This window comes from Bradyrhizobium lupini, from assembly GCF_040939785.1.
GTDB classification, from domain to species: domain Bacteria; phylum Pseudomonadota; class Alphaproteobacteria; order Rhizobiales; family Xanthobacteraceae; genus Bradyrhizobium; species Bradyrhizobium canariense_D.
In genome coordinates this window covers 1771397-1793225 of sequence record NZ_CP162553.1, presented here as the reverse complement: position 1 = coordinate 1793225, position 21829 = coordinate 1771397, and the positions used below count along the sequence as shown (strand labels likewise).

The following is a 21829-nucleotide window of genomic DNA, read 5'->3' as shown; positions in this document are numbered from 1 at the left end:
CCATGAATGCACATGCAGGAACCGTCCGCGGCAAGGAAAGATATCGATCGGGCGTGATGGAATACAAGCGCATGGGCTATTGGGAGCCCGACTACGTGCCCAAGGACACCGACGTCATCGCGCTGTTCCGCGTCACGCCGCAAGAGGGCGTCGATCCGATCGAGGCGTCAGCCGCAGTCGCCGGCAGATCCTCGACCGCGACCTGGACGGTGGTGTGGACCGATCGGTTGACCGCCGCCGAGAAGTATCGCGCGAAATGCTACCGCGTCGATCCGGTGCCGGGCACGCCGGGCTCGTACTTCGCCTACATCGCCTATGACCTCGACCTGTTCGAGCCGGGCTCGATCGCCAACCTCTCGGCCTCGATCATCGGCAACGTATTTGGCTTCAAGCCACTGAAGGCGCTGCGGCTGGAGGACATGCGTTTCCCGGTCGCGTATGTGAAGACGTTCCAGGGACCGGCCACCGGCATCGTGGTCGAGCGCGAGCGGCTCGACAAGTTCGGCAGGCCGCTGCTCGGCGCGACCGTCAAGCCTAAGCTCGGCCTCTCGGGCCGCAATTACGGTCGCGTGGTCTACGAGGCGCTGAAGGGCGGGCTCGACTTCACCAAGGATGACGAGAACATCAACTCGCAGCCGTTCATGCACTGGCGCGACCGCTTCCTTTATTGCATGGAGGCGGTGAACCGGGCGCAGGCGGCCTCCGGTGAGGCCAAGGGGACCTACCTGAATATCACCGCGGGAACCATGGAGGATATGTACGAGCGCGCCGAGTTCGCGAAGGAGCTCGGGTCCTGCATCGTCATGATCGATCTCGTGATCGGCTACACCGCAATCCAGTCGATGGCGAAATGGGCGCGCCGCAACGACATGATCCTGCATCTGCATCGCGCCGGTCACTCGACCTACACGCGGCAGAAAAGCCATGGGGTGTCGTTCCGCGTCATCGCCAAGTGGATGCGGCTCGCCGGCGTCGATCACATCCATGCCGGCACCGTGGTCGGCAAGCTCGAAGGCGATCCCAACACCACGCGCGGCTATTACGATGTCTGTCGCGAAGACTTCAACCCGGCCAAGCTCGAACACGGCCTGTTCTTCGACCAGTCATGGGCGAGCCTGAACAAGATGATGCCGGTCGCCTCCGGCGGCATCCATGCCGGCCAGATGCACCAGCTGCTCGACCTGCTCGGCGAGGACGTCGTGCTCCAGTTCGGCGGCGGCACCATCGGCCATCCCATGGGCATCGCGGCCGGCGCGATCGCCAACCGTGTGGCGCTGGAAGCGATGATCCTCGCTCGCAACGAGGGCCGCGACTACGTCCACGAAGGACCGGAGATCCTGGCCAGGGCGGCCGAGACCTGTACGCCGCTGAAAGCTGCACTTGAGGTTTGGAAGGACGTCTCCTTCAATTATGAATCCACCGACACGCCGGACTTCGTGCCGACCGCGCTCGAAACCGTTTGAGGAGATTTGACATGAAGCTGACCCAAGGCTGCTTCTCATTCCTGCCCGATCTGACCGACGACCAGATCACCAAGCAGGTGCAGTATTGCCTGACCAACGGCTGGGCGGTGAACATCGAGTTCACCGACGATCCGCATCCCCGCAACACCTATTGGGAGATGTGGGGCCTGCCGATGTTCGATCTCCAGGACGCCGCCGGCGTGATGATGGAGCTCGCCGAATGCCGCAGAGTGTATGGCGACCGATACATCCGCCTCAGCGGCTTCGACTCCAGCCATGGCTGGGAATCGGTGCGGATCTCGTTCATCGTCAACCGCCCGCCGCAGGAAGCCGAGTTCGAGCTGGTGCGGCAGGAGGTGAGCGGACGCGCGATCCGCTACACCACCGTGCGCCGGCAGCTCGCGCACGCACCAACCTAAGTCATTCTCCTCCGCGCGGAGCACTCCTGCTCCGTTTCCTTGGCGGACCACTGCTTCGCCGCTCCCCCGCGGCGAAGCCCTTTTTCTTCGAGGTGCCGATGCTGGATGTTCCCCACGCCATGACCACTGAGCCCGGCGAGACCAGTTTCGATCTCCGCAAGGAGGCCGAAGAGGCTGGAATCACGGGCACGCTGCAGCAGCTCGAGCAGGAGCTGATCGGATTGAAGCCGGTGAAGAGCCGCGTGCGCCAGATCGCGTCGCTCTTGCTGATCGAACGTATCCGGCAGCGTGCGGGATTGGCTTCGTCGCCACCGACGCTGCATATGTCGTTTACCGGCAATCCCGGCACCGGCAAGACGACGGTCGCGCTGCGCATGGCAAAGATCCTGCACGGCCTCGGTTTCGTGCGGCGCGGGCAGGTGATCTCGGTGACGCGCGACGATTTGGTCGGCCAGTATATCGGCCACACCGCGCCGAAGACCAAGGAGATCCTGAAGAAGGCGATGGGCGGCGTGCTGTTCATCGACGAGGCCTATTATCTGCACCGTCCCGACAACGAGCGCGACTACGGCCAGGAGGCGATCGAGATCCTGCTCCAGGTGATGGAAAACCAGCGCGAGGACCTCGTCGTGATCCTTGCCGGCTATGGCGAGCGGATGACGAGCTTCTTTGCCTCTAATCCCGGCTTCCGTTCGCGGATCGCGCATCACATCGACTTTCCGGACTATGCGGAAGCCGAGCTGCTCGTCATCGCCGAGCTGATGCTGAAGGAACGGGGTTATCGCCTCTCGGCGGCGGCGCGCGAGGCGTTCGAGAAATACATCGCGCTACGTCGGACCCAGCCGTTCTTCTCCAATGCGCGCTCGATCCGCAACGCCGTCGACCGCATCCGCCTGCGGCAGGCCGATCGGCTGGTGTCCGATCTCGACCGCATGCTCGATATCGCCGACCTCGAAACGATCGATCCCATGGACGTCCTGGCGAGCCGCGTCTTCAGCGGCGGTGCGGACGCGCAGGGGAGTGCGAAGCCATGACGAGAGAAATCCTCATCGCGCCGTCAATCCTGGCTGCGAATTTCGCCCGCCTCGGCGAGGAGATCGTGGCGATCGATGCGGCGGGTGCCGACTGGATTCACTGCGACGTCATGGACGGGCATTTCGTCCCGAACATCAGTTATGGCGCGGACGTCATCAGGGCGATCCGGCCGCTGACGAAGAAAATGTTCGACGTGCATCTCATGATCGCGCCCGCCGATCCCTATCTCGAAGCGTTCGCGAAGGCCGGCGCGGATGTCATCACGGTGCATGCCGAAGCCGGTCCGCACCTCGATCGCTCGCTCCAGGCCATCCGCGCGCTCGGCAAGAAAGCCGGCGTCAGCCTGTGTCCCGCGACCCCGAAAGCACGATCGAATATGTGCTCGATCGCCTCGACCTCGTCCTGGTGATGACGGTCAATCCGGGCTTTGGCGGCCAGTCCTTCCTCGAATCCCAACTCGAGAAGATCGGGCGTATTCGAAGCATGATAGGCGACCGGCCGATCCGACTCGAGGTTGACGGTGGCATCACGCGCGACAATGCCGCCGCCGTGGCCGCTGCGGGCGCCGATACGCTTGTAGCGGGCTCCGCCGTGTTTCGCGGCAAGAGCAGTGCGGACTATGCCGGCAACATCGCGGCCATCCGCGCCGCTGCGGAAGCCGGCAGGGTTCCGATGCTGCAACATAGTTCGGCGCAGACAATGCGTGCCGGTGAGCCCGCGCTCATCCGGTAGACTGCCGGATACAGGCGGGCGAGCCGGCACCGTAATGGGGTGTGCCAGGGCGTGCCCCTTTGCACTGCAGATATACGAGGATGACCCACAACCCTAGCCTTGGCCTGCGGTAAGGTCCGAAGCGTTGAGTCCGCGCTGATTGGAACTTTCGCCTCGATACGCGTTTGCCTAGAAACAAGCGAGTCAAGCGCGCGGCGGGCGCAGCAAATCTTTTGCACAACCGCCATCGCCCTGACGCAAATAAGGGCAATAAGCTCTGTGAATGCGAGGGAGGGTCTCATGGACAACGTACGTCGCTACCGCGCGCTAGCGTCCCTCTGTCGTCAGCAGGCCGCCTACCGGCCGCTCCAGAGCTGGGAACTGCTCGGCCAGGCCGAACATTTCGAACATCTCGCCGAAGTCGAACTCAAGGCGCATTTCGACGCGTGCAATGCGCAACAAGACGAGGACGGCGTCGAGGCCACGGCGTGGGAGAGACCCGCCGCGGCGTGACGGTCCAACTTGTTCGAATATGACCTGAACTTGCCAACGCCGGCACCGCTCAAGACGCGGTTGTCAGCCCGAACGACAAGGCTTGTGACCGGCCCGACCTGGATAAGCCCTCGATTAATGCGACATCAGCGTCGGGACGGTCATGGCTTCCAGCATGGCGCGGGTGACGCCGCCGAGGAACCGTTCTTGCAAACGCGAATGGCCGTAGCCGCCCATGATCAGAAGATCCAGGTTCTCATCGGCTGCCAGCGACAGCATGGTCGGCTGAATGTCAGAGCGCGCCGCCGACAGGTTGACCGTGCGGGTCGACAGTCCGCGCCGGCCGAGATGCCTTGCCAGATTGCGCGTCGAGACTTCCTCGGGAACCATATCTGTTACGTTGATCGCAATGATCACGATCTCCTCGGCGCGGGCCAGGAATGGTGAGGCGTCGCGCATAGCGCGCGCGGCGAGGCGGCTGCCATCCCAGCAGATGCCGATCCGTTTCGCCTTGAACGCTCCATGGAAGGTGTAGGGCAGGAAAAGCACCAGGCCACCCGCCTGGAACAGGATCTCGCCGGGCACATCGTTGTCGAGTGAGCCTTGCGCCGGATCCGGCTGGAGCACGATGCTGAGATCGTGCAGCCGCGCCATCTCGCCGAGCAAGCCGACCGCATCCCCCGGCATCGCCCCGAGTGGGTGGCATGTGTAGGAAATGCCGGCGTTCATCGCTTTGCTCTTGAATACCGCGAGCGCCGCCTCGGCCCGCTCCACTGCACTCTCGCGCTCCATCTCGAACACCGCCGCCACCGCAGCGCCGCCCTCCACGATATAGGCCGCACTGGTTGCCACATAGCCAACCGCAACTGCATCGAGATGGGCGTTGAGGCCCGCTGCGAGCGAGATCGAGCCGTCGATCACCGGGCGGATCGGCCGCTCGGTGGGGATGTGGACGAGAATGTCTTTGTACATGACGTGCCTCCGATGGACATCATCCGGTGGCCGCAGTCTTCCACGGTGCGCATGGCCCGCGTTGAGCTGCATCAAACGTGCAGCCTTGACCTTTGGCCGTATCGCCGGCCCGGCTACTTTGCCAAGATTTAATCGCGTGGACGGGACGCTGTAAGGTGGCGGCCACCATGTTGGGTGCAAGGCGACTTACCCAACATGGACATATCGACATGAGCGATCACGTCAATTCCGACACCACAACGTCCCGCAAGGTCCTGAGGCCGCGCCGGCTCGCGCTGCTCGGCACCGTGGCCGCGCTTGGCGTGGCCGTGCTGGCGACTGCTCCCGGCTCTTCGCCGTTCAGCGCGACCTCCTTCATTGCGCCCGCCCAGGCCGCGGAGACCGCCGCGACACCGCCGGGCTTCGGCGACCTCGTCAGCATGGTCAAACCCGCCGTCATTTCGGTGCGGGTCAGGATCGACCAGAACAATGATAAGAGCGCGATGCTGCAACAGAACCGGATGGATTCGGACGAGGCGACGCCGTTCGACCAGTTCTCGCGGCAATTCGGCTTCCGCGGCCCGGGTGGCATGGAGGGCATGCCGCGCCAGCGCCGCCAGATGATCACGGGTGAGGGCTCCGGCTTCTTCATCTCCGCCGACGGCTATGCCGTGACCAACAACCACGTCGTCGATCACGCCGAATCGGTGCAAGTGACGATGGACGACGGCACCATCTACAGCGCGAAAGTGGTCGGCACCGATCCGAAAACGGATCTCGCGCTGATCAAGGTCGAGGGCAAGAAGGATTTTCCGTTCGTCAGATTCTCCGACCAGAAGCCGCGTATCGGCGACTGGGTGGTCGCGGTCGGCAATCCCTTCGGCCTCGGCGGCACCGTGACCGCCGGCATCGTCTCGGCCAGCGGCCGCGACATCGGCAATGGTCCCTATGACGACTTCATCCAGATCGACGCGCCGATCAACAAGGGCAATTCCGGCGGCCCGGCCTTCGACATGAATGGCAACGTGATCGGCGTGAACACTGCGATCTTCTCGCCCTCCGGCGGCTCGGTCGGCATCGGCTTCGACATTCCGGCTTCGACCGCAAAGCTCGTCGTCGCACAGTTGAAGGACAAGGGCGCGGTCACACGCGGCTGGCTCGGCGTCCAGGTGCAGCCGGTGACGTCGGATATCGCCGACAGTCTGGGCCTCAAGGAGGCGCGCGGCGCGATCGTCGACAATCCGCAGGACGGCAGCCCGGCGGCGAAGGCGGGCATCGAGGCGGGCGACGTCATCACCGCCGTCAACGGCACCGCGATCAAGGATTCCCGCGATCTCGCCCGCACCATCGCTACCCTGGCGCCCGGCACGTCCGTGAAGCTCGATGTCGTCCACAAAGGCGACAGCAAGACGGTGACACTGGCGCTTGGCGAGTTGCCGAACGAGCGGCAGGCTAGGGCCGACGAGGGCAAGTCGCAGCCAGATGCCGGCATGCCGCCGCGTCTGGGGCTCAGCCTGGCTCCGGCCGGCGACGTGCAGGGCGCCGGCCAGAAGGGCGTCGTCGTCACTGAAGTCGATCCGCAAGGGCCGGCCGCGCAACGCGGCATCCAGACCGGCGACGTCATCCTCAATGTGGGCGGCAAGGCCGTCGCCAATATCGGCGATGTCCGTTCGGAACTGGCGCAGGCGAAATCGTCCGGCAAGCGCAGCGTGCTGCTGCAGGTCCGAAGCGCACAGGCGACCCGGTTCGTCGCGGTGCCGCTCGCATAAGGCGAACGTCGATCGGCGCAACTCCAAAAAGGCGGCCTTCTGGCCGCCTTTCCCGTTCGCCTTCAGGATTTCCGCAGATCGCCGATAACATTCTCGTTAACGGCAGGGAGGATGACCCGGTTTCGTCCGAAAAAGCCGTGTTCGCTCATCACAATTGCGGATCTCGTACAGACTCGGCGGCAATGAAGCCGCCGACGATTGCAAGCGTGGAACTTCGAACTTGCCGCCGCTGAGCCGGCCGGCAATTCGTATTTGATCGGTGCCGACATGGATCGATTGAAGCTCTCGCTGAGAAGTGCGCTGCTTGTGGCGCCGTTGGTAGCGCCACTCGTGCTATGGGGTGGAAACGCTCTCGGGCGCGACGACGGCCGCTACGCGGACTCACCTCTCAAGCCGTGGTTCGACGGCCTGCGCAGCCATCTCGGTCCGTGCTGCTCGGATGCGGATGGGTTTGCGGTCGCCGATCCCGATTGGGACTCGCACAATGGACATTACCGCGTGCGGCTCGACGGCGAGTGGGTCGAGGTACCGGACGAAGCCGTGATCACCGAGCCGAACCGGGCCGGCCGCACCATGGTGTGGCCGGTGAAGACCGCGTTCGGCGTTTCGATCCGCTGCTTCATGCCGGGCAGCATGATCTGACTGAGGTCAGCGCGACCGTTTGGAGGATTTGCGCTTCGACGTCTTCTTCGAACTCTTTCTCGAAGTCTTCTTGGATGTTTTCCGAGATGTCTTCTTTGACGTCTTCTTGGACGTCTTTCGTTTCGCGGCCTTCTTCGGGACCTTCTTGCCCTTCTTGCGCGCTTTCGACAGGCCGATCGCGATTGCCTGCTTGCGGCTCTTCACGCGTCCGCCTCGACCGCCCGGTCCGCTTTTCGCGGTCCCCTTCTTGTAGCGCTTCATCTCGCCTTCGACATCGCTGCCGGAGCTGCGCGAGTAGCGGCGCTTCTTTGCCTTGCGTGCCATGCATGTTCTCCCTTGGCCTGGGAAAACAATCCGGGACAGGCATGGTTCCGAAAGTGCAAGCAACGTTCCGGATAGGCGACCTAGCCTAGAACGAATCCGCCAGCTCGATCTCCGCTTCCAGCACCTGAATGCGCCGTGCTGCCTCGCTGGAGGACAGATCCCGCGCGTATTGCGCGGGCTGATACGCCTCTTCGCTCAGCCGTTTCAGCCGGAGGCCCTGCGCCCGCGTCATCTGCTCGGTGAGGAAAGACTTGGCATCGTATTTACCTTGAACCTGCATGTCGCTTCTCCCTTCTGAAATCGTGACTTGACTATATGTTCTTATTTTGTTCTAACAAGCCATGGACAACAGAATTAATGAAATTCGACGTAAAATCAGCGCCTTGAGGCTGGAAATGGCCGATGTCGAGGCGGCCGTACGCGAGCTCGTCGAGCGCGATCGGGACTGCACGGAGAAGGCCCTGGCGCAAATGGATCTGCGCCGGAAAATCAATCTGCTGATCGGCGAATGGAAGGCTGCAGGTGGCGGCGATGTCCTGCCGAATGTCCGCGATAGGATGCGCCTTCGTTCCGCGAAGACATCAGGTAGTCCTCTGCGCGTGATCGCGAGCCGCTGAGAGCCTTGGGAGCGCACGGTGGAGGAAGTCCCGGATGCATACCGGATTCTAAAGCTGCGCGCCGAGATTCTCGAACTGGGCTCTGCCATCCGGCAGCTGCAACGCGAGGGGCTCGACGACGCCGCGGCCCAGCTCTTGATCGCGCGCAAGCGCGCACGACTCGACCATCTGGTGAAGTCAGATCCTGCAGGCGTTCATCCTGACATCCTGGGCAGCCATCGTAGCTGAAGCCTGCGCGCAACGCGAGGTGCGGGGCTCGTCGATACCGCATGTTGACGAAGCGGCCCGAGAGAAGTCTGTTCGAATCCCAAAGCAAAAGGCCCCGCGATCGCGGGGCCTTCGTGTTTTCGCCGAACGCCTACTTGGTGTTGCTCATACCGGCCTTGTTGTTCGTCATGGTGCCGCCCTGGTCGGAGCCGGGGCCGGAGCCGCCCTGACCGGAGGGATCAGCACCCTTGGAGGACTTGGTGTTGGCGCCCGTGGTGGTCTGCGACGTCGACATCGATGATCCGTGTTTTGCCTTATGCGACTTGGCCTGCACTGCGAACGGTGCGGCGGCGAGGCCGGTTGCCAACATCACGGCAAGAGCGAGCTTGGTGGTCTTCATCTGCGGGAACTCCCTGAGTTGAATTGACGCAGGCAGCAAACTGCCATTCGTCGCAGGAGTTCCGAACGAAGAAATTCCGGTAAAGCACGCATAGTTCAAGATTGCTTGTCCTCGGCGAGGATGAATACGACGCCGGTCAGTGTCGCGCCGATCGCGAACGTCGTCACCAAGGTGAGGGCGAAAATGACCACGGCCTGCCTTCCGCCGTGACTCAGCAAATTGGCGACGCCGGGATTGGACAGCACGAGCAAGAGGCTGAAAGCGAGTCCTAAGGCTGCGCCCATCATCGCGTGCGTCATCAGCTTGACGAGCCCGCTGGGAGAGATCAGGTCAGACGACTTCTTCGCGCGCATGGAACTCTATCCCAATCTCGCATGCAACGCCTGCGACACGCGCCGGTTCCACCCGCATGAAGGAATTGTCATCATCCGCTTCATCCGACGTTCATGCCGGGTGGGCGAGAATGACCGCGCAACACGGGAACATTCGATATGGGTAAGGTGGTCTTTCTCTATCGCTCTCTGGCTTATCGTAACGCCGCTGCGGACATCCTCCGCAAAGCGCGCAAGCTGCCCCGCGGCGCGGAGCGAAGCGCGGCGTGCCGCTATGCCAAGGCTCTGCGCGATCTCGCCCAAACAGAAGCCTGGCTCGAAGGACGGGTCGCGCGCGAGCCGCAAACGACGCAGCGCAGGAAGAGTGCGGCCTCCGGTTAGCCGGAAGCGCGCTGCAATTCGGCGGAGCTGGCGGCTTCGAAGTTGCCGGGCGCGGTCGTCGCGGCAGTCTTGCGGACCAACGGCACCTCGAGCCGACACAGCAGACCCTCGGCGCGCCAATCAGATCGCGCCTGCCCGCCGAGCTGGGACTCGACGCTCGCAAGCAGGCTACGCGTACCAAAGCCGCGGGATTTTGGCGTCATGACGAGCGGGCCGCCGGATTCCTCCCAGGTCAGCGTGAGCAGCTCGTCCTCGACCTGCCAGCCGATTGCGAGCCGTCCCGTCCGCGTCGAGAGCGCGCCATATTTCGCCGAGTTGGTGAAAAGCTCATGCAGCGCCAGCGCCAGCGTCTGGGCGGTTGCCGGCAGCAACTGAACTTCCGACCCCGCCAATTTGATCTGGCCGCCGAGGGAATAGGGCGCAAGCTCCTCGTCGATCAGCTTCGAGAGTTCGGCGCCCTGCCAGCTCGATAGCGACAGGATCGTGTGCACGCGCGCCAGTGCATTGATGCGTCCCTCGACGGCGCTGACATAGGCTTTGACCTCGTCGGCGCGGGTGAGGCGCACGATCGATTGCGCCAGCGCCAGCGCATTCTTGGCGCGATGATCGACTTCCCGCGCCAGGAGAGTCTGCCGTTCCTCGGCGCGCTTGCGTTCGGTGATGTCCACCGTCACGCCGCTGACGCGCATGACCCGACCGCTATCGTCAACCGTGGCGGCGGCCGTGCCGACACACCAGCGCACATCGCCGTCGGGCCGCACGATGCGGAACTCCGTTTCATAGGAGCGCGTGCCCTTGTTGAATTCGGCGATCGCCTTGCGCAACTGATCGACGTCATCCGGATGCAACAGCGCCTGAACGTTGGCCGGATTCACCTCGAAGCTCTCCGGGCCAACACCAAAGATGCGGTATTGTCCCTCGTCCCACATCCAGTCGCCGGTGATCCAGTCCCAGTCCCAGGAGCCCATCTTGCCGGCGGCGATCGCCATGCTGCGCCGCTCTTCGCTCTCGCGCAGCTTTGCGGTCGAATTCTCCAGCTCGGCGGTGCGTGCACGCACGCGGTCCTCGAGATCCTGGTTCAGCCGTTCGAGCTCGCGCGTCTTGCGATAGAGCTCTGCAAACACCTTGACCTTGGCGCGCAGCACCTCCGGCACGACCGGCACCGGGACGTAGTCGACGGCGCCCATCTCGTAGCCGCGCAGGCGGTCGATGTCGCTGACTTGAATGGCCGAGATGAAGATCATCGCGGTCTTCTGGAAGCGCGGATGCTCGCGGATCATCGCGGCGAGCTCGAAGCCGTCGAGCTCGGGCATGCAGACGTCGACCAGGATCACCGCGATCTCGGTCTTGAGCAGCACCTCCAGAGCCTCGCGACCGGACGAGGCGATCACGAGGTTCTGGCCGAGATCCTTCAGGATCACCTCATAGGCGAGCAGCTTGGCCGGCTGGTCGTCGACGAGGAGGATGTTGACCTTTTCGTGGTCCATACGGGCATCCAACTCAGCGGTGCAGCCACATGCGGATTGCAAGCAGCAATTGATCGGTGTTGACGGGTTTGGCGAGATAGTCGGACGCGCCGGCCTCGAGGCATTTCTCGCGGTCGCCCTTCATGGCCTTGGCCGTCAACGCGATGATCGGAAGACGGGCGAAGGTGGGGTTTTCACGAATGACGCCGATGGTCTGATAGCCATCCATCTGCGGCATCATGATGTCCATCAGCACGATGGCGATCTCCGGGTTGGATTCGACCAGGGCCACCGCCTCGTTGCCGGTCGTGGCCGTCAGCACCTTCATGCCGCGCCGCTCCAGCACGCTCGACAGCGCGAAGATATTGCGGGCGTCGTCGTCGACGAGCAGGGCGGTCTTGCCGATCAGGTCTTCGTCGGAACTGTTCAGCTTCTCGAGCATGCGCTGCTTCTCGATCGGCAACTCCGTGATCACGCGGTGCAGGAACAGCGCGGTCTCGTCGAGCAGGCGCTCCGGCGATTCCACGCCCTTGACCACGATGCTCCGCGCCATGGTGTGGAGCTCCGCATCTTCCTCGGCCGACAGCTCGCGGCCGGTGAAGACGACCACCGGAACGTTCGAGAGCGCCTCGTCATTGCGGATCTGGTCTAGCACCTCGAAGCCGGTCATGTCGGGCAGGCGCAGGTCGAGCACGACGCAATCACAGGGGTTCTCACGCAGCATCGAGAGCGCGTCGGCACCGGTGCCGGTCGTCACGATCTCGATGTCGTCGTGATGCAGGAGCTCGCGGATCGAGAGCTGCTCGGCCTCGTTGTCCTCGACGATGAGCAGCCGCTTGCGCCGCGGTCGCGCATATTCCTTGATCTGGGTCAGCGCGGCCGAGACACCCTCGGTCGTCGTCGGCTTGTTGACGAAGGAGAAGGCGCCGCGCGCCAGCGCATGCTGGCGGTCCTCGTCGAGCGTGATGATCTGCACGGGGATGTGGCGGGTCAGCGGATTGTGCTTGAGCTGGCTCAACACGGTCCAGCCGAGCATATCCGGCAGGAATACGTCGAGCGAGACAGCCCTCGGCTGGTACTGCTTTGCAAGCTCCAGCGCCTCCGCGCCGCGGGCCGCGACCAGCACCTTGAATCCCTTGTCGCGGGCGAGGTCGACCAACACGCGCGCGTAGTGCGGGTCGTCCTCGACGATCAGGAGGATGCTATCGCCGGGTTCGAGGTTGAGTCGGTCGTCGGGAAGCTGCTCGATCACGCGCTGCGGTTCGGCTGTCGCGGGCTGCAGCGCCGGCGGCTGGCTCTGTTGGGGCGTTGCGCGGGGCGCGAGCGTCGGGCCGGAATATTTCAGCGGCAGGTAAAGCGTGAAGCACGAGCCCTTGCCCGGCAAGCTGCGCAGGTGGATCTCGCCGCCGAGCAGGCTTGCGAGTTCACGGCTGATCGCAAGGCCGAGGCCGGTACCGCCATATTTGCGGCTGGTGCCGGCATCCGCTTGCTGGAACGCCTCGAAGATCAGCTTCTGCTTCTCCAGCGGAATGCCGATGCCGGTATCGGACACTTCGAATGCGATCACGGCCGGCGCCGAGTTCAGCACGGGATGATCCGTGCCCCAGCCGCCGACCGCGGCGGCGACCTTCAGGCGCACCTCGCCTTCGGCGGTGAACTTGAAGGCGTTGGAGAGCAGGTTCTTCAAAACCTGCTGCAGGCGCTTGGAATCGGTGACGAGGCTGCGCGCAAGATTCGGATCGACGTCGATCTTGAACGACAAATTGCGGTTCTCCGCCTCGTGACGGAACGGCCGCCCGACCGTCTCGAGCAGATTCGCGGTCAGGATTTCCTCGGCGTCGACCGTCACCGTACCGGACTCGATCTTGGAGAGATCGAGAATGTCGCTGATGAGATTGAGCAGGTCGGTGCCGGCGCCATGGATGGTGCGGGCGAATTCGACCTGCTTGCCGGTAAGATTGCCGTCCGGATTGTCGGTGAGCTGCTGGCCCAGGATCAGGATCGAGTTCAGCGGCGTGCGCAGCTCGTGGCTCATATTGGCGAGGAATTCGGACTTGTACTTCGAGGTCAGCGCGAGCTCGGTTGCCTTTTCCTCCAGTGCGCGGCGGGCCTGCTCGATCTCCTGGTTCTTGCGCTCGACTTCGACGTTGCGCTCGGCGAGCTGCTGCGCCTTCTGTTCGAGCTGGTCGTTGGTCTGCTGCAATTCGCGCTGCTGGGTCTGGAGCTCGCCGGCGAGCTGCTGCGACTGCTTGAGCAGACCTTCGGTCTGCATCGTCGCCTCGATCGAGTTGAGCACGATGCCGATCGAGTCCGTGAGCTGCTCCAGGAAGGTCATCTGCGAGGTCGTGAAGGAGGTGAGCGAGGCGAGCTCGATGACCGCCTTGACCTGGCCTTCGAACAGCACCGGCAGCACCACGAGGTTCTTCGGCGCGACGCGAAGCAGCGCCGAATTGATCGGCACCACGTCGGGCGGAATGTCCGCGATCACGCGTGGGCGCCGGTCGAGCGCGCATTGGCCGATCAGGCCGTCGCCGAATGGCAGCACGCGCGGATACGGATAGACGCCGTCGCCGGCATAGGAGGCAAGCAGCAGGAGCCGCGGATTCTCTTCATTCTCGACCTGGTAGATCACGCCGGTATGCGCGTTCACCAGCGGCGACAATTCGGTCAGCAGCAGGCGACCGACGGTGGTGAGGTCGCGCTGGCCCTGAAGCATGTTGGTGAATTTCGCCAGATTGGTCTTCAGCCAGTCCTGCTCGGTGTTCACGTCCGTCGTAAGACGGAGGTTCGTGATCATCGTGTTGATGTTGTCTTTCAGCTCCGCGACCTCGCCGCGGGCGTCGACCTGGATCGACCGCGTCAGGTCGCCCTTGGTCACGGCGGTCGCCACTTCCGCGATCGCGCGCACCTGCGAGGTGAGGTTGGCTGCCAGCAAATTGACGTTGCCGGTGAGGTCCTTCCAGGTGCCCGCGGCGCCAGGCACGTCGGCCTGACCACCGAGCCTGCCCTCGACGCCGACCTCGCGCGCCACCGACGTCACCTGGTCGGCGAAAGTCGCGAGCGTCTCGGTCATGTTGTTGATGGTGTCAGCGAGCGCCGCGACCTCGCCTTTCGATTTCACGGTGAGGTTCTGCTTGAGATCGCCGTTGGCGACCGCGGTCACCACCTTGACGATGCCGCGGACCTGCTCGGTCAGGTTCGCCGCCATGAAGTTGACCGTGTCGGTGAGATCCTTCCAGGTGCCGGCGACGCCGGGCACCTGGGCCTGGCCGCCGAGTTCGCCTTCGGTGCCGACCTCGCGGGCAACGCGCGTCACTTCGCCGGCGAAGGCATTGAGCTGGTCCACCATGGTGTTGATGGTGTTCTTGAGCTCGAGAATTTCGCCCTTCACGTCGACGGTGATCTTGCGCGACAGGTCGCCGCGCGCGACGGCGGTGGTGACTTCGGCGATGTTGCGGACCTGGGTGGTGAGGTTCGCGGCCAGCAGGTTGACGTTGTCGGTGAGGTCCTTCCAGGTGCCGCCGACGCCGGGCACGACGGCCTGGCCGCCGAGCCGGCCCTCGGTGCCGACCTCGCGCGCGACGCGCGTCACTTCGGCGGCGAAGGAGCGGAGCTGCTCGACCATGGTGTTCAAGGTGTCCTTGAGCAGCAGAATTTCGCCGCGCACGTCCACCGTGATCTTCTTCGACAGGTCGCCGCCGGCGATCGCGGTCGCGACCTCGGCGATGTTGCGGACCTGCGCCGTGAGGTTCGAGGCCATGAAGTTGACGTTGTCGGTGAGATCCTTCCAGGTGCCGGCAACGCCGGGCACCTCGGCCTGGCCGCCGAGCTTGCCTTCGGTGCCGACTTCGCGCGCGACGCGCGTCACTTCACCGGCAAAGCCGTTGAGCTGGTCCACCATGGTGTTGATGGTATTCTTCAGCTCCAAAATCTCGCCACGGACGTCGACGGTGATCTTGCGCGAGAGGTCGCCGCGCGCCACGGCAGTGGTGACTTCGGCGATATTGCGGACCTGGGCGGTGAGGTTGCCCGCCATCGAGTTGACGCTGTCGGTGAGGTCTTTCCAGGTGCCGGCGACGCCGGGCACGTTGGCCTGGCCGCCGAGCCGACCTTCAGTGCCGACCTCGCGCGCCACGCGCGTCACCTCGCCCGCGAAGCGGTTGAGCTGGTCGACCATCGTGTTCAGCGTGTCCTTGAGCTGAAGGATCTCGCCGCGCACGTCCACGGTGATCTTGCGCGACAAGTCGCCGCCGGCGATCGCGGTCGCAACTTCGGCGATGTTGCGGACCTGGGCGGTGAGGTTGCCCGCCATCGAGTTGACGCTGTCGGTGAGGTCCTTCCAGGTGCCGGCGACGCCGGGGACTTCGGCCTGGCCGCCGAGCTTGCCTTCGGTGCCGACTTCGCGCGCGACGCGCGTGACTTCGCCGGCGAAGGCGTTGAGCTGGTCCACCATGGTGTTGAGCGTTTCCTTCAGCTGAAGGATTTCGCCTGACACGTTGACGGTAATCTTCTTCGACAAATCGCCCTTGGCCACCGCGGTCGCGACTTCGGCGATGTTGCGGACCTGGCCGGTCAGGTTCGAGGCCATCGAGTTGACGCTGTCGGTGAGATCCTTCCAGGTGCCGGCGACGCCGCGCACCTGGGCCTGGCCGCCGAGTTTGCCTTCGGTGCCGACCTCGCGGGCAACGCGCGTGACTTCGCCGGCAAAGGCGTTGAGCTGGTCCACCATGGTGTTGATGGTGTCTTTCAGCTCGAGGATCTCGCCGCGGACATCGACGGTGATCTTTTTCGACAAATCGCCGCCCGCGACCGCGGTCGTCACCTCGGCGATGTTACGGACCTGCGCGGTGAGGTTCGAGGCCATCGAGTTGACGCTCTCGGTCAAGTCCTTCCAGGTGCCGGCGACGCCGAGCACGTTGGCCTGGCCGCCGAGCCGGCCCTCGGTGCCGACCTCGCGCGCGACGCGCGTGACTTCGCCGGCGAAGGCGTTGAGCTGGTCGACCATCGTGTTGAGCGTTTCCTTCAACTGAAGGATTTCGCCCGAGACGTTCACCGTGATCTTCTTGGAGAGGTCGCCGCTCGCGATGGCGGTGGCAACGTCGGCGATGTTGCGGACCTGCGCGGTGAGGTTCGACGCCATGAAGTTGACGTTGTCGGTGAGGTCCTTCCAGGTACCGGCGACGCCCGGCACCTGGGCCTGGCCGCCGAGCTTGCCTTCGGTGCCGACCTCGCGCGCGACGCGCGTCACTTCCGAGGCGAACGAGTTGAGCTGGTCCACCATGGTGTTGATGGTGTCCTTCAGCTCCAGGATTTCGCCGCGCACGTCCACCGTGATCTTGCGCGACAGGTCGCCGCGGGCCACGGCGGTGGTGACGTTGGCGATGTTGCGCACCTGTGCGGTGAGATTGCCGCACATCGCGTTGACGCTGTCGGTGAGATCCTTCCAGGTGCCGGCGACGCCTGGCACGATGGCTTGGCCGCCAAGCTTGCCGTCGGTGCCGACCTCGCGCGCCACGCGCGTCACTTCCGACGCAAAGGAGCGGAGCTGGTCCACCATCGTGTTGATGGCTTCCTTGAGCTGAAGGATCTCGCCGCGGACGTCGACCGTGATCTTCTTCGAGAGGTCGCCGTTCGCAACTGCGATCGTCACCTCGGCGATGTTGCGAACCTGGTTGGTCAGGTTGTTCGCCATCGAGTTGACGCTCTCGGTCAGATCCTTCCAGACGCCGGTCACCTCAGGCACCTGGGCCTGGCCGCCGAGCTTGCCTTCGGTGCCGACCTCGCGCGCCACGCGCGTCACCTCGGAGGTGAACACGCCGAGCTGCTTGATCATGGTGTTGACGATGGTCGCCGACTGCAGGAATTCGCCGCGCAGGGGGCGTCCATCGACGTCGAGCTTGACGGTCTGGAGCAGGTCGCCCTGCGCCACGGCTGCGACCGCGCGCGTCACCTCGCGCGTCGGCCACAGCAAATCGTCGATCAGCGTATTGACCGAGCCTTCCATGTCGGCCCAGGAGCCGGAGGCCAGCCCAAACTTCACGCGCTGGCGGGTCTTGCCCTCGCGGCCCACCACCTGGCCGACCAGTTCGAGCTGCTGCGCCATGCGCTGATTGGCGGCGATGATGTCGTTGAAAGTGTCGGCGAGCTTGCCGTCGATGCCGAGATAGTCGCCGCTCATGCGCACGGAGAAATCGCCGTTGCGCATGGCCTGCAGGGCGAGCAGCAATTCTGCCCGGGAATCGGGCTCCGACATGCCGTTGGTTTTTGGCTTTGGAACGCGACGACCGGAACGTGATGCAGATCCGGGATCGAGGTCGCTCATAATTTGTCCCCCGCAGGCGTCAGCCGATTCCCAGGCAAGACGCGGATTGTCAAAATAGAGCGTCAGCCAAATTCGAAATCAAGCGCCAACGTTACGGCGCCAGGACGTGGAACCTGCTTTGCTCAGCCCGATTAACATAATAGCGATACCTCGGAATGGTTCCATTGGGTTCCTGATTTCTGCCGAGGGAAGACACCTTGGGGGCCCGTTCGGGCCTCGGTCATCGCTTCCGGAACTGACCGCTGGTCCCGCTGTTAGCCTCGAATACAGGGAGAGCGCACATGAAAGCAGGATTTGCCGTGATCGGCACCGTGATGTTGTTGGCTGGATCGGCGTTCGCACAAGGCGGCGCGCCCAGCGGCCGTGGTGCGGTGACCGGCGACCCCGCCGCAAGCTCCGCCACCCCACGCGCGGACACACCAACTACGGGTGCGTCGACCCGGTCCAATCCCAGCGGTAGCGGCACCTCGACTTCGGGCGGCAAGGATGACAATGGGGATGCCGGCCGGGACCGGATGCCGGAGAGCGACCGCACCGTGCGGCCGGAGAGCCAGCAAAGTCGTCCGAACAATAAATAAACGGCTACTTGTCTGCCATGGTGCGCTCGGCTTCTTTGACCTGTGAGCGCAACAGTGGGAGCTGCTCGCGCGCGAATGTTGCAAGCGCGGCATTGTCGGGCGCCTTCAGATAGCGCTCGAGCAGGTCGATCACCGATTCATACTCGGGAATCTGCGCGGCATAGAAGCTTCTGACGAAAGTCGGTCCGTCCGAAGTTTCGGGCTCGACCAGCCTCGCGCTCGCCGAGGTCGTCTTGGCGACGCGCGGTTCGGTGCCGATCGTCTCCTGAATCTGTTTCAGGGCCTTGTCGCGCCGGGCTGCTTCTTCGGCGCGCAGGGCGGCGAGGTTCTTGACCTCGGCATTGCCCTTCAGGTCGGTGCTCTCCAGCAAGCCCTGCTGAAAGCGGCTGAAAGTGTAGAGGTCGCTGATGGTCTCGGTTGCGGTCGGCGTGCTGCCGGTCGGCCGTCGCTCTCCGGTGCTGTCGGCAAGCGGTGCAGTGCTGATGAACGCCAAAACCATCGCGAGAAGAATCCGCATGGACGTCCAATGGCGGACGGCGGTCGAAAGTTCCGCAGATGTTACGATCCGGTAAGGGCGGTTGCGACGCGTCGGTTCCGTCCCCAATTCATGTTGATGAAACAGTCCGAGATCTTCAGGGATAACGCCGACAACTGCCTCCAGCTCGCCGAGAGGGCCGAAGCACAGCCGGCACACAATCGTTTTCTGCGCATGGCGAATGCGTGGACGGCACTTGCCGACGAGCAGGATTGGCTCGACGGCGAGGTGCCGCCCGTTCCAACGCGCAGGCCTCAAAAGCAGGATGCGTAATTCTGTCGTGTTCGTGGATCTGCGTGTGAGACTGCGCACGGACAACAAGCAGGATCATTCGTAACAGTCGATCGCGTTGATTTCCTATTTCAGGAGGTTTTTGCAATGGCTCCACGTCTGGCTCTTCTTTCGCTCATCCTCGCCTTTGGCGTGTCGGTCGCGTTCGCCACCGTGACGACAGTGCGGCAGGTGCATCACGAAAATGCATCGACCCCGGTGCACTCAGCGCACAGTTAGCAGTCTGATCTCGCGGGTCGGAACCTTCGACGCTCCGGCGCGTAAGCGCTTCGAGACAGCAAAGAGGCGAGAGCTATCATGGCCCATTCCGACCAAGGCATCATCAGAGATCAGCGCGGTGAACAGCAGCCGCGGGACAAGCAGCGTGCGCAGACCGTGCACAAGTCGGAGCCAAAGGGCTCGCCCTCTCGTGAGGCCACGCGCGATCCCAAGCTGAACGACAACAGCAAGACGCCCGGTTCCGGCATGGCGCCCGATGATTCCGGCGACGCGCCGAGCGGCTAATTCCTTCAGGAACGAATTCGCACGCGAAGAGTCGAGGGATTGCTTCCGGTTGTCATGCCCCCGGTGATCCGGAAGTAATCTCCAAGGACGGCCCTGGCACCCCGTGCCGGGGCCGTTTGCTTGAGCATCAGGCTGGACTAATCCTCGGAGCCGCGCTCGGGATGCGGTTGCGTATGGCCGTCCGGGCCGCGCCCGAAAACTCCGAACCTGCTCGATTTGACATTCGCCCCTGCATCGACTGCGGCGGTGGCCAGTCCGAGCTTCAGGAGCTCGCGCACGGCCGCGGCTCGCGTCGGCATGCGATGTTTGAACCGGAAGTCGTCCACCGCGGCCAGTTCTTCCGGTGACAGCATGACCTGGAGCCGCTCGGCGCGAAGGTCGTTCATGATCAATCACCCAAAATGAGCAAGTTGAGTAGTTTACTCAACGAACTCATTCGGCCGCGGTTCCACAAGATGCGGCTATGACGCCAAGTTAGCCACAAAATATAACGAAATCAATAACTTATGTGATGCAGGGATCCTTTGACAGGTGTATACTCCCGGCAAATGGGAGAGACGTCATGACGAACGAAGTCAGATTGCCCCGCACACATGTCGAAGAGAGCGAAGCACCCAGGCCGGTGCGCCCCAGCCACCAGAAGGTCATCGAGCAGGTCGAGCGCTGGGCCAACAGCCCGGGCCTTCAACCGCCGAGATTGCAGCCGTCAATGCATGCCAAGGCGGGCTAACGCTTCGTAAGGGGAGAATCCTTTGCTGATGGCGAATGGGCTGACCGGGGCGGTTTGCGGGAGACGATGCGCAGCTTGCGCCTGAGCCCCCAGGCCAATACCGAAACCACGGCCCAAGCTATCAACGCGGCGGCGAAAGCGCCCGGAACGCTTGCGGCCACGGTAACATGAAAGACGGCGGCGAATGCCAGGAGACCGATGCTTCCCCAGGCGGCACCAGCCGCGTCGAGCCCGGCGGCCTCTTGTCCGCGGCGCGTGCCGCTGAGGCCGGCCTTCTCCTTGGTGCGGCGTTCATGGCTTTCGACCAGCGTTGCGCTCGCGCAGAAGATGGCGGGAAGCGCAAGGAAAAGTCCGCCGACGGAAACACCGAAGCGCGCTCCCAGAACCCCCGTGAGCACGGTCGCCAGGCCACCGAGCAGGAAACGAATGCCGTATTCGTACCAGCGCGTCTGCTTCAGCGCGGAGAGCGACAGCTTGACCGGCATCAGGCCGCACCTCCAAAGCCGGCGAGCAGGCCGAAGGCGACCGCAAGCCACACGATACCAGCAAGGACGGTCGCCGGCAGCGCGGACACACAGTATCTGATCAGCAGATGGCAGACGACGACGCTGTAGCAGCCGAGCGCGACCGCGCCATAGATCATCGTCCAGCTTTCTGCCGCGGCGTATTGCGGGCCGTGCTGGACGACGGCGATGCCGAGCGTCGCCAGTGCAACTGACGGTGCTGCGCCGAGCAACCCCGCAAAGCTTTTGGGTTTGAGCATATCGCCCAAGATCGCAAAAGCGGAGACGATGATGCCACCGGCGATGAAGCGCACGACATATTCGGTCATGGCCGTTTCCGCCAAGTGAGCTGCTTGCGCAACGATTGCGTCAGTGTCCATGGCCGCAAGAGTCTCTCTACAGCCGCGCCCAGCGCAAAGCCTGCGACGACGTCGCTTGCCCAATGCGCGAGTACCGCAATCCGTGTCAGCGAAAGTGCGACCGCAATCGCACGCACCAACCGACGCGGCGTTTTCGGCAGCAGGCCCGCCGCCGAGGCAAGTGCGCCCATATGGACCGCGTGACCGGACGGGAAGGCGTCGCGCGCCTGTCCTGAGATGGGTACTCCATGTCGGTGTCCGCGTATGGTCAGCCGGTCTGGCCTGGTCTGATCGAATATGGATTTCAGGACATGCGGGAGGACGGCAGTCGCCAGCGACACGGCCACAACGTGATTTGCAACGGGGCGCTGTTGGGGCTGCCAAATATGAGTGTAGAGCCACCCTGCCGCGGCCAGCGCGAGCAGCACGTGCTCGTCGGCAGCCCAGGTCAATGTCTGCGCCGTGTGCTCGATGCCTGAATTGGTGTGATCAGCGATCGTATCCGCGATCGCGGTGTCGATCCGGCTAGGTTTAACCTCTACTAATGCCATCGGTCTGCAAGCGTGATGTCCTTCATGACAGTTTTGTAAAGCCCGGAGACAAAGAAGGTTCCTGGGCTCTGCCTCGTGGCATAAGTCTGCCGCGCCGACTACGGCTGTCCCGATCCACCAGCGGACCCATACACCTAGCCGGTCGCATTGCTCGCGTCGGCCGCGGCACGCTGCACATAAATCGAGGCCAGTTCGGCGGGCTGGCCGGAACGGCGAGCGGCGTCATGCCTCCGCTGTCGAAGAGGCC

25 protein-coding genes and 1 pseudogene are annotated in these 21829 nt (G+C 63.6%); 14 read left to right on the top strand and 12 right to left on the bottom strand.

Going from position 1 to position 21829, the window contains the following annotated elements:
• The first annotated feature begins 2 nt into the window (after window positions 1-2).
• The 5 genes and pseudogenes from AB3L03_RS08765 to AB3L03_RS08745 all read left to right on the top strand — a co-directional run bounded on the left by AB3L03_RS08765 (window position 3) and on the right by AB3L03_RS08745 (window position 4141).
• Window positions 3-1463, top strand: coding sequence for a form I ribulose bisphosphate carboxylase large subunit (locus AB3L03_RS08765; RefSeq protein WP_368508436.1), 1461 nt, complete (start codon window positions 3-5; stop codon window positions 1461-1463).
• Window positions 1464-1474: 11 nt separating this feature from the next.
• The gene (locus AB3L03_RS08760) at window positions 1475-1882 is read left to right on the top strand and encodes a ribulose bisphosphate carboxylase small subunit (protein ID WP_018456187.1); all 408 of its coding nucleotides are present in this window, start codon (window positions 1475-1477) and stop codon (window positions 1880-1882) included.
• 98 nt (window positions 1883-1980) lie between these two features.
• Window positions 1981-2916, top strand: coding sequence for a CbbX protein (gene cbbX, locus AB3L03_RS08755; RefSeq protein WP_018456188.1), 936 nt, complete (start codon window positions 1981-1983; stop codon window positions 2914-2916).
• Window positions 2913-3649 (top strand): annotated as a pseudogene (gene rpe, locus AB3L03_RS08750) (ribulose-phosphate 3-epimerase). Before cbbX ends, rpe begins: the two are co-directional and overlap by 4 nt.
• Before the next feature lie 279 nt (window positions 3650-3928).
• Window positions 3929-4141 (top strand): hypothetical protein, encoded by a 213-nt coding sequence (locus tag AB3L03_RS08745; RefSeq protein WP_018456190.1) that lies wholly within the window; start codon window positions 3929-3931, stop codon window positions 4139-4141.
• A 114-nt stretch (window positions 4142-4255) separates the two neighbouring features.
• Here the strand turns inward: AB3L03_RS08745 and AB3L03_RS08740 are convergent, their stop codons facing one another.
• Window positions 4256-5092, bottom strand: a complete 837-nt coding sequence (locus tag AB3L03_RS08740) for a universal stress protein (RefSeq protein WP_368508435.1) — start codon at window positions 5090-5092, stop codon at window positions 4256-4258.
• A 209-nt stretch (window positions 5093-5301) separates the two neighbouring features.
• On the opposite strand from AB3L03_RS08740, the gene AB3L03_RS08735 reads away from it, so the two are divergent.
• A complete protein-coding gene (locus AB3L03_RS08735) occupies window positions 5302-6840 on the top strand; it encodes a Do family serine endopeptidase (RefSeq protein ID WP_247298582.1) in 1539 nt (512 codons plus the stop codon).
• Window positions 6841-7107: 267 nt separating this feature from the next.
• Window positions 7108-7482 (top strand): hypothetical protein, encoded by a 375-nt coding sequence (locus AB3L03_RS08730; protein ID WP_026233103.1) that lies wholly within the window; start codon window positions 7108-7110, stop codon window positions 7480-7482.
• Window positions 7483-7488: 6 nt separating this feature from the next.
• Here AB3L03_RS08730 and AB3L03_RS08725 read toward each other — a convergent pair whose 3' ends face one another.
• Together AB3L03_RS08725 and AB3L03_RS08720 are read right to left on the bottom strand one after the other, a co-directional pair.
• Window positions 7489-7806: a DUF6496 domain-containing protein gene (locus AB3L03_RS08725; RefSeq protein WP_018456194.1), complete on the bottom strand. Its 318-nt coding sequence runs from the start codon at window positions 7804-7806 to the stop codon at window positions 7489-7491.
• A gap of 85 nt (window positions 7807-7891) precedes the next feature.
• Window positions 7892-8086 carry a DUF3072 domain-containing protein gene (locus AB3L03_RS08720; protein ID WP_018456195.1) on the bottom strand — a complete coding sequence of 65 codons (195 nt, stop codon included), beginning with the start codon at window positions 8084-8086 and terminating at the stop codon, window positions 7892-7894.
• A gap of 115 nt (window positions 8087-8201) precedes the next feature.
• Here AB3L03_RS08720 and AB3L03_RS08715 point away from each other — a divergent pair, with 115 nt between their 5' ends.
• Entirely contained in the window at window positions 8202-8423 is a 222-nt protein-coding gene (locus AB3L03_RS08715) for a hypothetical protein (RefSeq protein WP_085352573.1), read from the top strand.
• Window positions 8424-8441: 18 nt separating this feature from the next.
• The gene (locus AB3L03_RS08710) at window positions 8442-8651 is read left to right on the top strand and encodes a hypothetical protein (RefSeq protein WP_085352572.1); all 210 of its coding nucleotides are present in this window, start codon (window positions 8442-8444) and stop codon (window positions 8649-8651) included.
• A gap of 130 nt (window positions 8652-8781) precedes the next feature.
• Here AB3L03_RS08710 and AB3L03_RS08705 read toward each other — a convergent pair whose 3' ends face one another.
• Entirely contained in the window at window positions 8782-9030 is a 249-nt protein-coding gene (locus AB3L03_RS08705; RefSeq protein WP_085352571.1) for a hypothetical protein, read from the bottom strand.
• A gap of 95 nt (window positions 9031-9125) precedes the next feature.
• Window positions 9126-9383, bottom strand: a complete 258-nt coding sequence (locus AB3L03_RS08700) for a hypothetical protein (RefSeq protein ID WP_368508434.1) — start codon at window positions 9381-9383, stop codon at window positions 9126-9128.
• A gap of 138 nt (window positions 9384-9521) precedes the next feature.
• On the opposite strand from AB3L03_RS08700, the gene AB3L03_RS08695 reads away from it, so the two are divergent.
• Complete coding sequence (locus AB3L03_RS08695; protein WP_018456200.1) at window positions 9522-9743, top strand: hypothetical protein; 222 nt, start codon at window positions 9522-9524, stop codon at window positions 9741-9743.
• Here AB3L03_RS08695 and AB3L03_RS08690 read toward each other — a convergent pair.
• Entirely contained in the window at window positions 9740-11230 is a 1491-nt protein-coding gene (locus tag AB3L03_RS08690; RefSeq protein ID WP_368508433.1) for an HWE histidine kinase domain-containing protein, read from the bottom strand. The genes AB3L03_RS08695 and AB3L03_RS08690 overlap by 4 nt on opposite strands.
• A gap of 13 nt (window positions 11231-11243) precedes the next feature.
• Window positions 11244-17531, bottom strand: coding sequence for a HAMP domain-containing protein (locus AB3L03_RS08685; RefSeq protein ID WP_231188781.1), 6288 nt, complete (start codon window positions 17529-17531; stop codon window positions 11244-11246).
• Window positions 17532-17812: 281 nt separating this feature from the next.
• Here AB3L03_RS08685 and AB3L03_RS08680 point away from each other — a divergent pair, with 281 nt between their 5' ends.
• Window positions 17813-18109, top strand: coding sequence for a hypothetical protein (locus AB3L03_RS08680; protein ID WP_026233105.1), 297 nt, complete (start codon window positions 17813-17815; stop codon window positions 18107-18109).
• Between the two features lie 4 nt (window positions 18110-18113).
• Here the strand turns inward: AB3L03_RS08680 and AB3L03_RS08675 are convergent, their stop codons facing one another.
• Window positions 18114-18626, bottom strand: a complete 513-nt coding sequence (locus tag AB3L03_RS08675) for a DUF4142 domain-containing protein (protein WP_368508432.1) — start codon at window positions 18624-18626, stop codon at window positions 18114-18116.
• 96 nt (window positions 18627-18722) lie between these two features.
• Between AB3L03_RS08675 and AB3L03_RS08670 the strand changes: the two genes are divergently transcribed.
• Entirely contained in the window at window positions 18723-18917 is a 195-nt protein-coding gene (locus AB3L03_RS08670) for a hypothetical protein (protein ID WP_026233106.1), read from the top strand.
• A 315-nt stretch (window positions 18918-19232) separates the two neighbouring features.
• Window positions 19233-19439, top strand: coding sequence for a hypothetical protein (locus tag AB3L03_RS08665; protein ID WP_007594775.1), 207 nt, complete (start codon window positions 19233-19235; stop codon window positions 19437-19439).
• Between the two features lie 137 nt (window positions 19440-19576).
• Here AB3L03_RS08665 and AB3L03_RS08660 read toward each other — a convergent pair whose 3' ends face one another.
• Window positions 19577-19825 carry a hypothetical protein gene (locus tag AB3L03_RS08660; RefSeq protein WP_018456205.1) on the bottom strand — a complete coding sequence of 83 codons (249 nt, stop codon included), beginning with the start codon at window positions 19823-19825 and terminating at the stop codon, window positions 19577-19579.
• A 176-nt stretch (window positions 19826-20001) separates the two neighbouring features.
• Here AB3L03_RS08660 and AB3L03_RS08655 point away from each other — a divergent pair, with 176 nt between their 5' ends.
• Complete coding sequence (locus AB3L03_RS08655; RefSeq protein ID WP_162847273.1) at window positions 20002-20169, top strand: hypothetical protein; 168 nt, start codon at window positions 20002-20004, stop codon at window positions 20167-20169.
• Here AB3L03_RS08655 and AB3L03_RS08650 read toward each other — a convergent pair.
• The 3 genes from AB3L03_RS08650 to AB3L03_RS08640 are packed head-to-tail and all read right to left on the bottom strand — an operon-like array spanning window position 20166 to window position 21582.
• The gene (locus AB3L03_RS08650; protein WP_247298599.1) at window positions 20166-20654 is read right to left on the bottom strand and encodes a DUF3147 family protein; all 489 of its coding nucleotides are present in this window, start codon (window positions 20652-20654) and stop codon (window positions 20166-20168) included. The genes AB3L03_RS08655 and AB3L03_RS08650 overlap by 4 nt on opposite strands.
• Window positions 20654-21001: a DUF3147 family protein gene (locus AB3L03_RS08645; protein ID WP_018456208.1), complete on the bottom strand. Its 348-nt coding sequence runs from the start codon at window positions 20999-21001 to the stop codon at window positions 20654-20656. Before AB3L03_RS08645 ends, AB3L03_RS08650 begins: the two co-directional genes overlap by 1 nt.
• Window positions 20998-21582 carry a phosphatase PAP2 family protein gene (locus AB3L03_RS08640; RefSeq protein ID WP_247298602.1) on the bottom strand — a complete coding sequence of 195 codons (585 nt, stop codon included), beginning with the start codon at window positions 21580-21582 and terminating at the stop codon, window positions 20998-21000. The genes AB3L03_RS08645 and AB3L03_RS08640 overlap by 4 nt, the downstream gene beginning before the upstream one ends.
• Window positions 21583-21829: the final 247 nt, after the last annotated feature.

Coding starts and splice junctions, on each gene's coding strand:
- AB3L03_RS08765 (WP_368508436.1), top strand. CDS start 3: ATGAATGCACATGCAGGAACCGTCCGCGGCAAGGAAAGATATCGATCG.
- AB3L03_RS08760 (WP_018456187.1), top strand. CDS start 1,475: ATGAAGCTGACCCAAGGCTGCTTCTCATTCCTGCCCGATCTGACCGAC.
- cbbX (WP_018456188.1), top strand. CDS start 1,981: ATGCTGGATGTTCCCCACGCCATGACCACTGAGCCCGGCGAGACCAGT.
- AB3L03_RS08745 (WP_018456190.1), top strand. CDS start 3,929: ATGGACAACGTACGTCGCTACCGCGCGCTAGCGTCCCTCTGTCGTCAG.
- AB3L03_RS08740 (WP_368508435.1), bottom strand. CDS start 5,092: ATGTACAAAGACATTCTCGTCCACATCCCCACCGAGCGGCCGATCCGC.
- AB3L03_RS08735 (WP_247298582.1), top strand. CDS start 5,302: ATGAGCGATCACGTCAATTCCGACACCACAACGTCCCGCAAGGTCCTG.
- AB3L03_RS08730 (WP_026233103.1), top strand. CDS start 7,108: ATGGATCGATTGAAGCTCTCGCTGAGAAGTGCGCTGCTTGTGGCGCCG.
- AB3L03_RS08725 (WP_018456194.1), bottom strand. CDS start 7,806: ATGGCACGCAAGGCAAAGAAGCGCCGCTACTCGCGCAGCTCCGGCAGC.
- AB3L03_RS08720 (WP_018456195.1), bottom strand. CDS start 8,086: ATGCAGGTTCAAGGTAAATACGATGCCAAGTCTTTCCTCACCGAGCAG.
- AB3L03_RS08715 (WP_085352573.1), top strand. CDS start 8,202: ATGGCCGATGTCGAGGCGGCCGTACGCGAGCTCGTCGAGCGCGATCGG.
- AB3L03_RS08705 (WP_085352571.1), bottom strand. CDS start 9,030: ATGAAGACCACCAAGCTCGCTCTTGCCGTGATGTTGGCAACCGGCCTC.
- AB3L03_RS08700 (WP_368508434.1), bottom strand. CDS start 9,383: ATGCGCGCGAAGAAGTCGTCTGACCTGATCTCTCCCAGCGGGCTCGTC.
- AB3L03_RS08695 (WP_018456200.1), top strand. CDS start 9,522: ATGGGTAAGGTGGTCTTTCTCTATCGCTCTCTGGCTTATCGTAACGCC.
- AB3L03_RS08690 (WP_368508433.1), bottom strand. CDS start 11,230: ATGGACCACGAAAAGGTCAACATCCTCCTCGTCGACGACCAGCCGGCC.
- AB3L03_RS08685 (WP_231188781.1), bottom strand. CDS start 17,531: ATGAGCGACCTCGATCCCGGATCTGCATCACGTTCCGGTCGTCGCGTT.
- AB3L03_RS08680 (WP_026233105.1), top strand. CDS start 17,813: ATGAAAGCAGGATTTGCCGTGATCGGCACCGTGATGTTGTTGGCTGGA.
- AB3L03_RS08675 (WP_368508432.1), bottom strand. CDS start 18,626: ATGCGGATTCTTCTCGCGATGGTTTTGGCGTTCATCAGCACTGCACCG.
- AB3L03_RS08670 (WP_026233106.1), top strand. CDS start 18,723: ATGAAACAGTCCGAGATCTTCAGGGATAACGCCGACAACTGCCTCCAG.
- AB3L03_RS08665 (WP_007594775.1), top strand. CDS start 19,233: ATGGCCCATTCCGACCAAGGCATCATCAGAGATCAGCGCGGTGAACAG.
- AB3L03_RS08660 (WP_018456205.1), bottom strand. CDS start 19,825: ATGAACGACCTTCGCGCCGAGCGGCTCCAGGTCATGCTGTCACCGGAA.
- AB3L03_RS08655 (WP_162847273.1), top strand. CDS start 20,002: ATGACGAACGAAGTCAGATTGCCCCGCACACATGTCGAAGAGAGCGAA.
- AB3L03_RS08650 (WP_247298599.1), bottom strand. CDS start 20,654: ATGCCGGTCAAGCTGTCGCTCTCCGCGCTGAAGCAGACGCGCTGGTAC.
- AB3L03_RS08645 (WP_018456208.1), bottom strand. CDS start 21,001: ATGACCGAATATGTCGTGCGCTTCATCGCCGGTGGCATCATCGTCTCC.
- AB3L03_RS08640 (WP_247298602.1), bottom strand. CDS start 21,582: ATGGCATTAGTAGAGGTTAAACCTAGCCGGATCGACACCGCGATCGCG.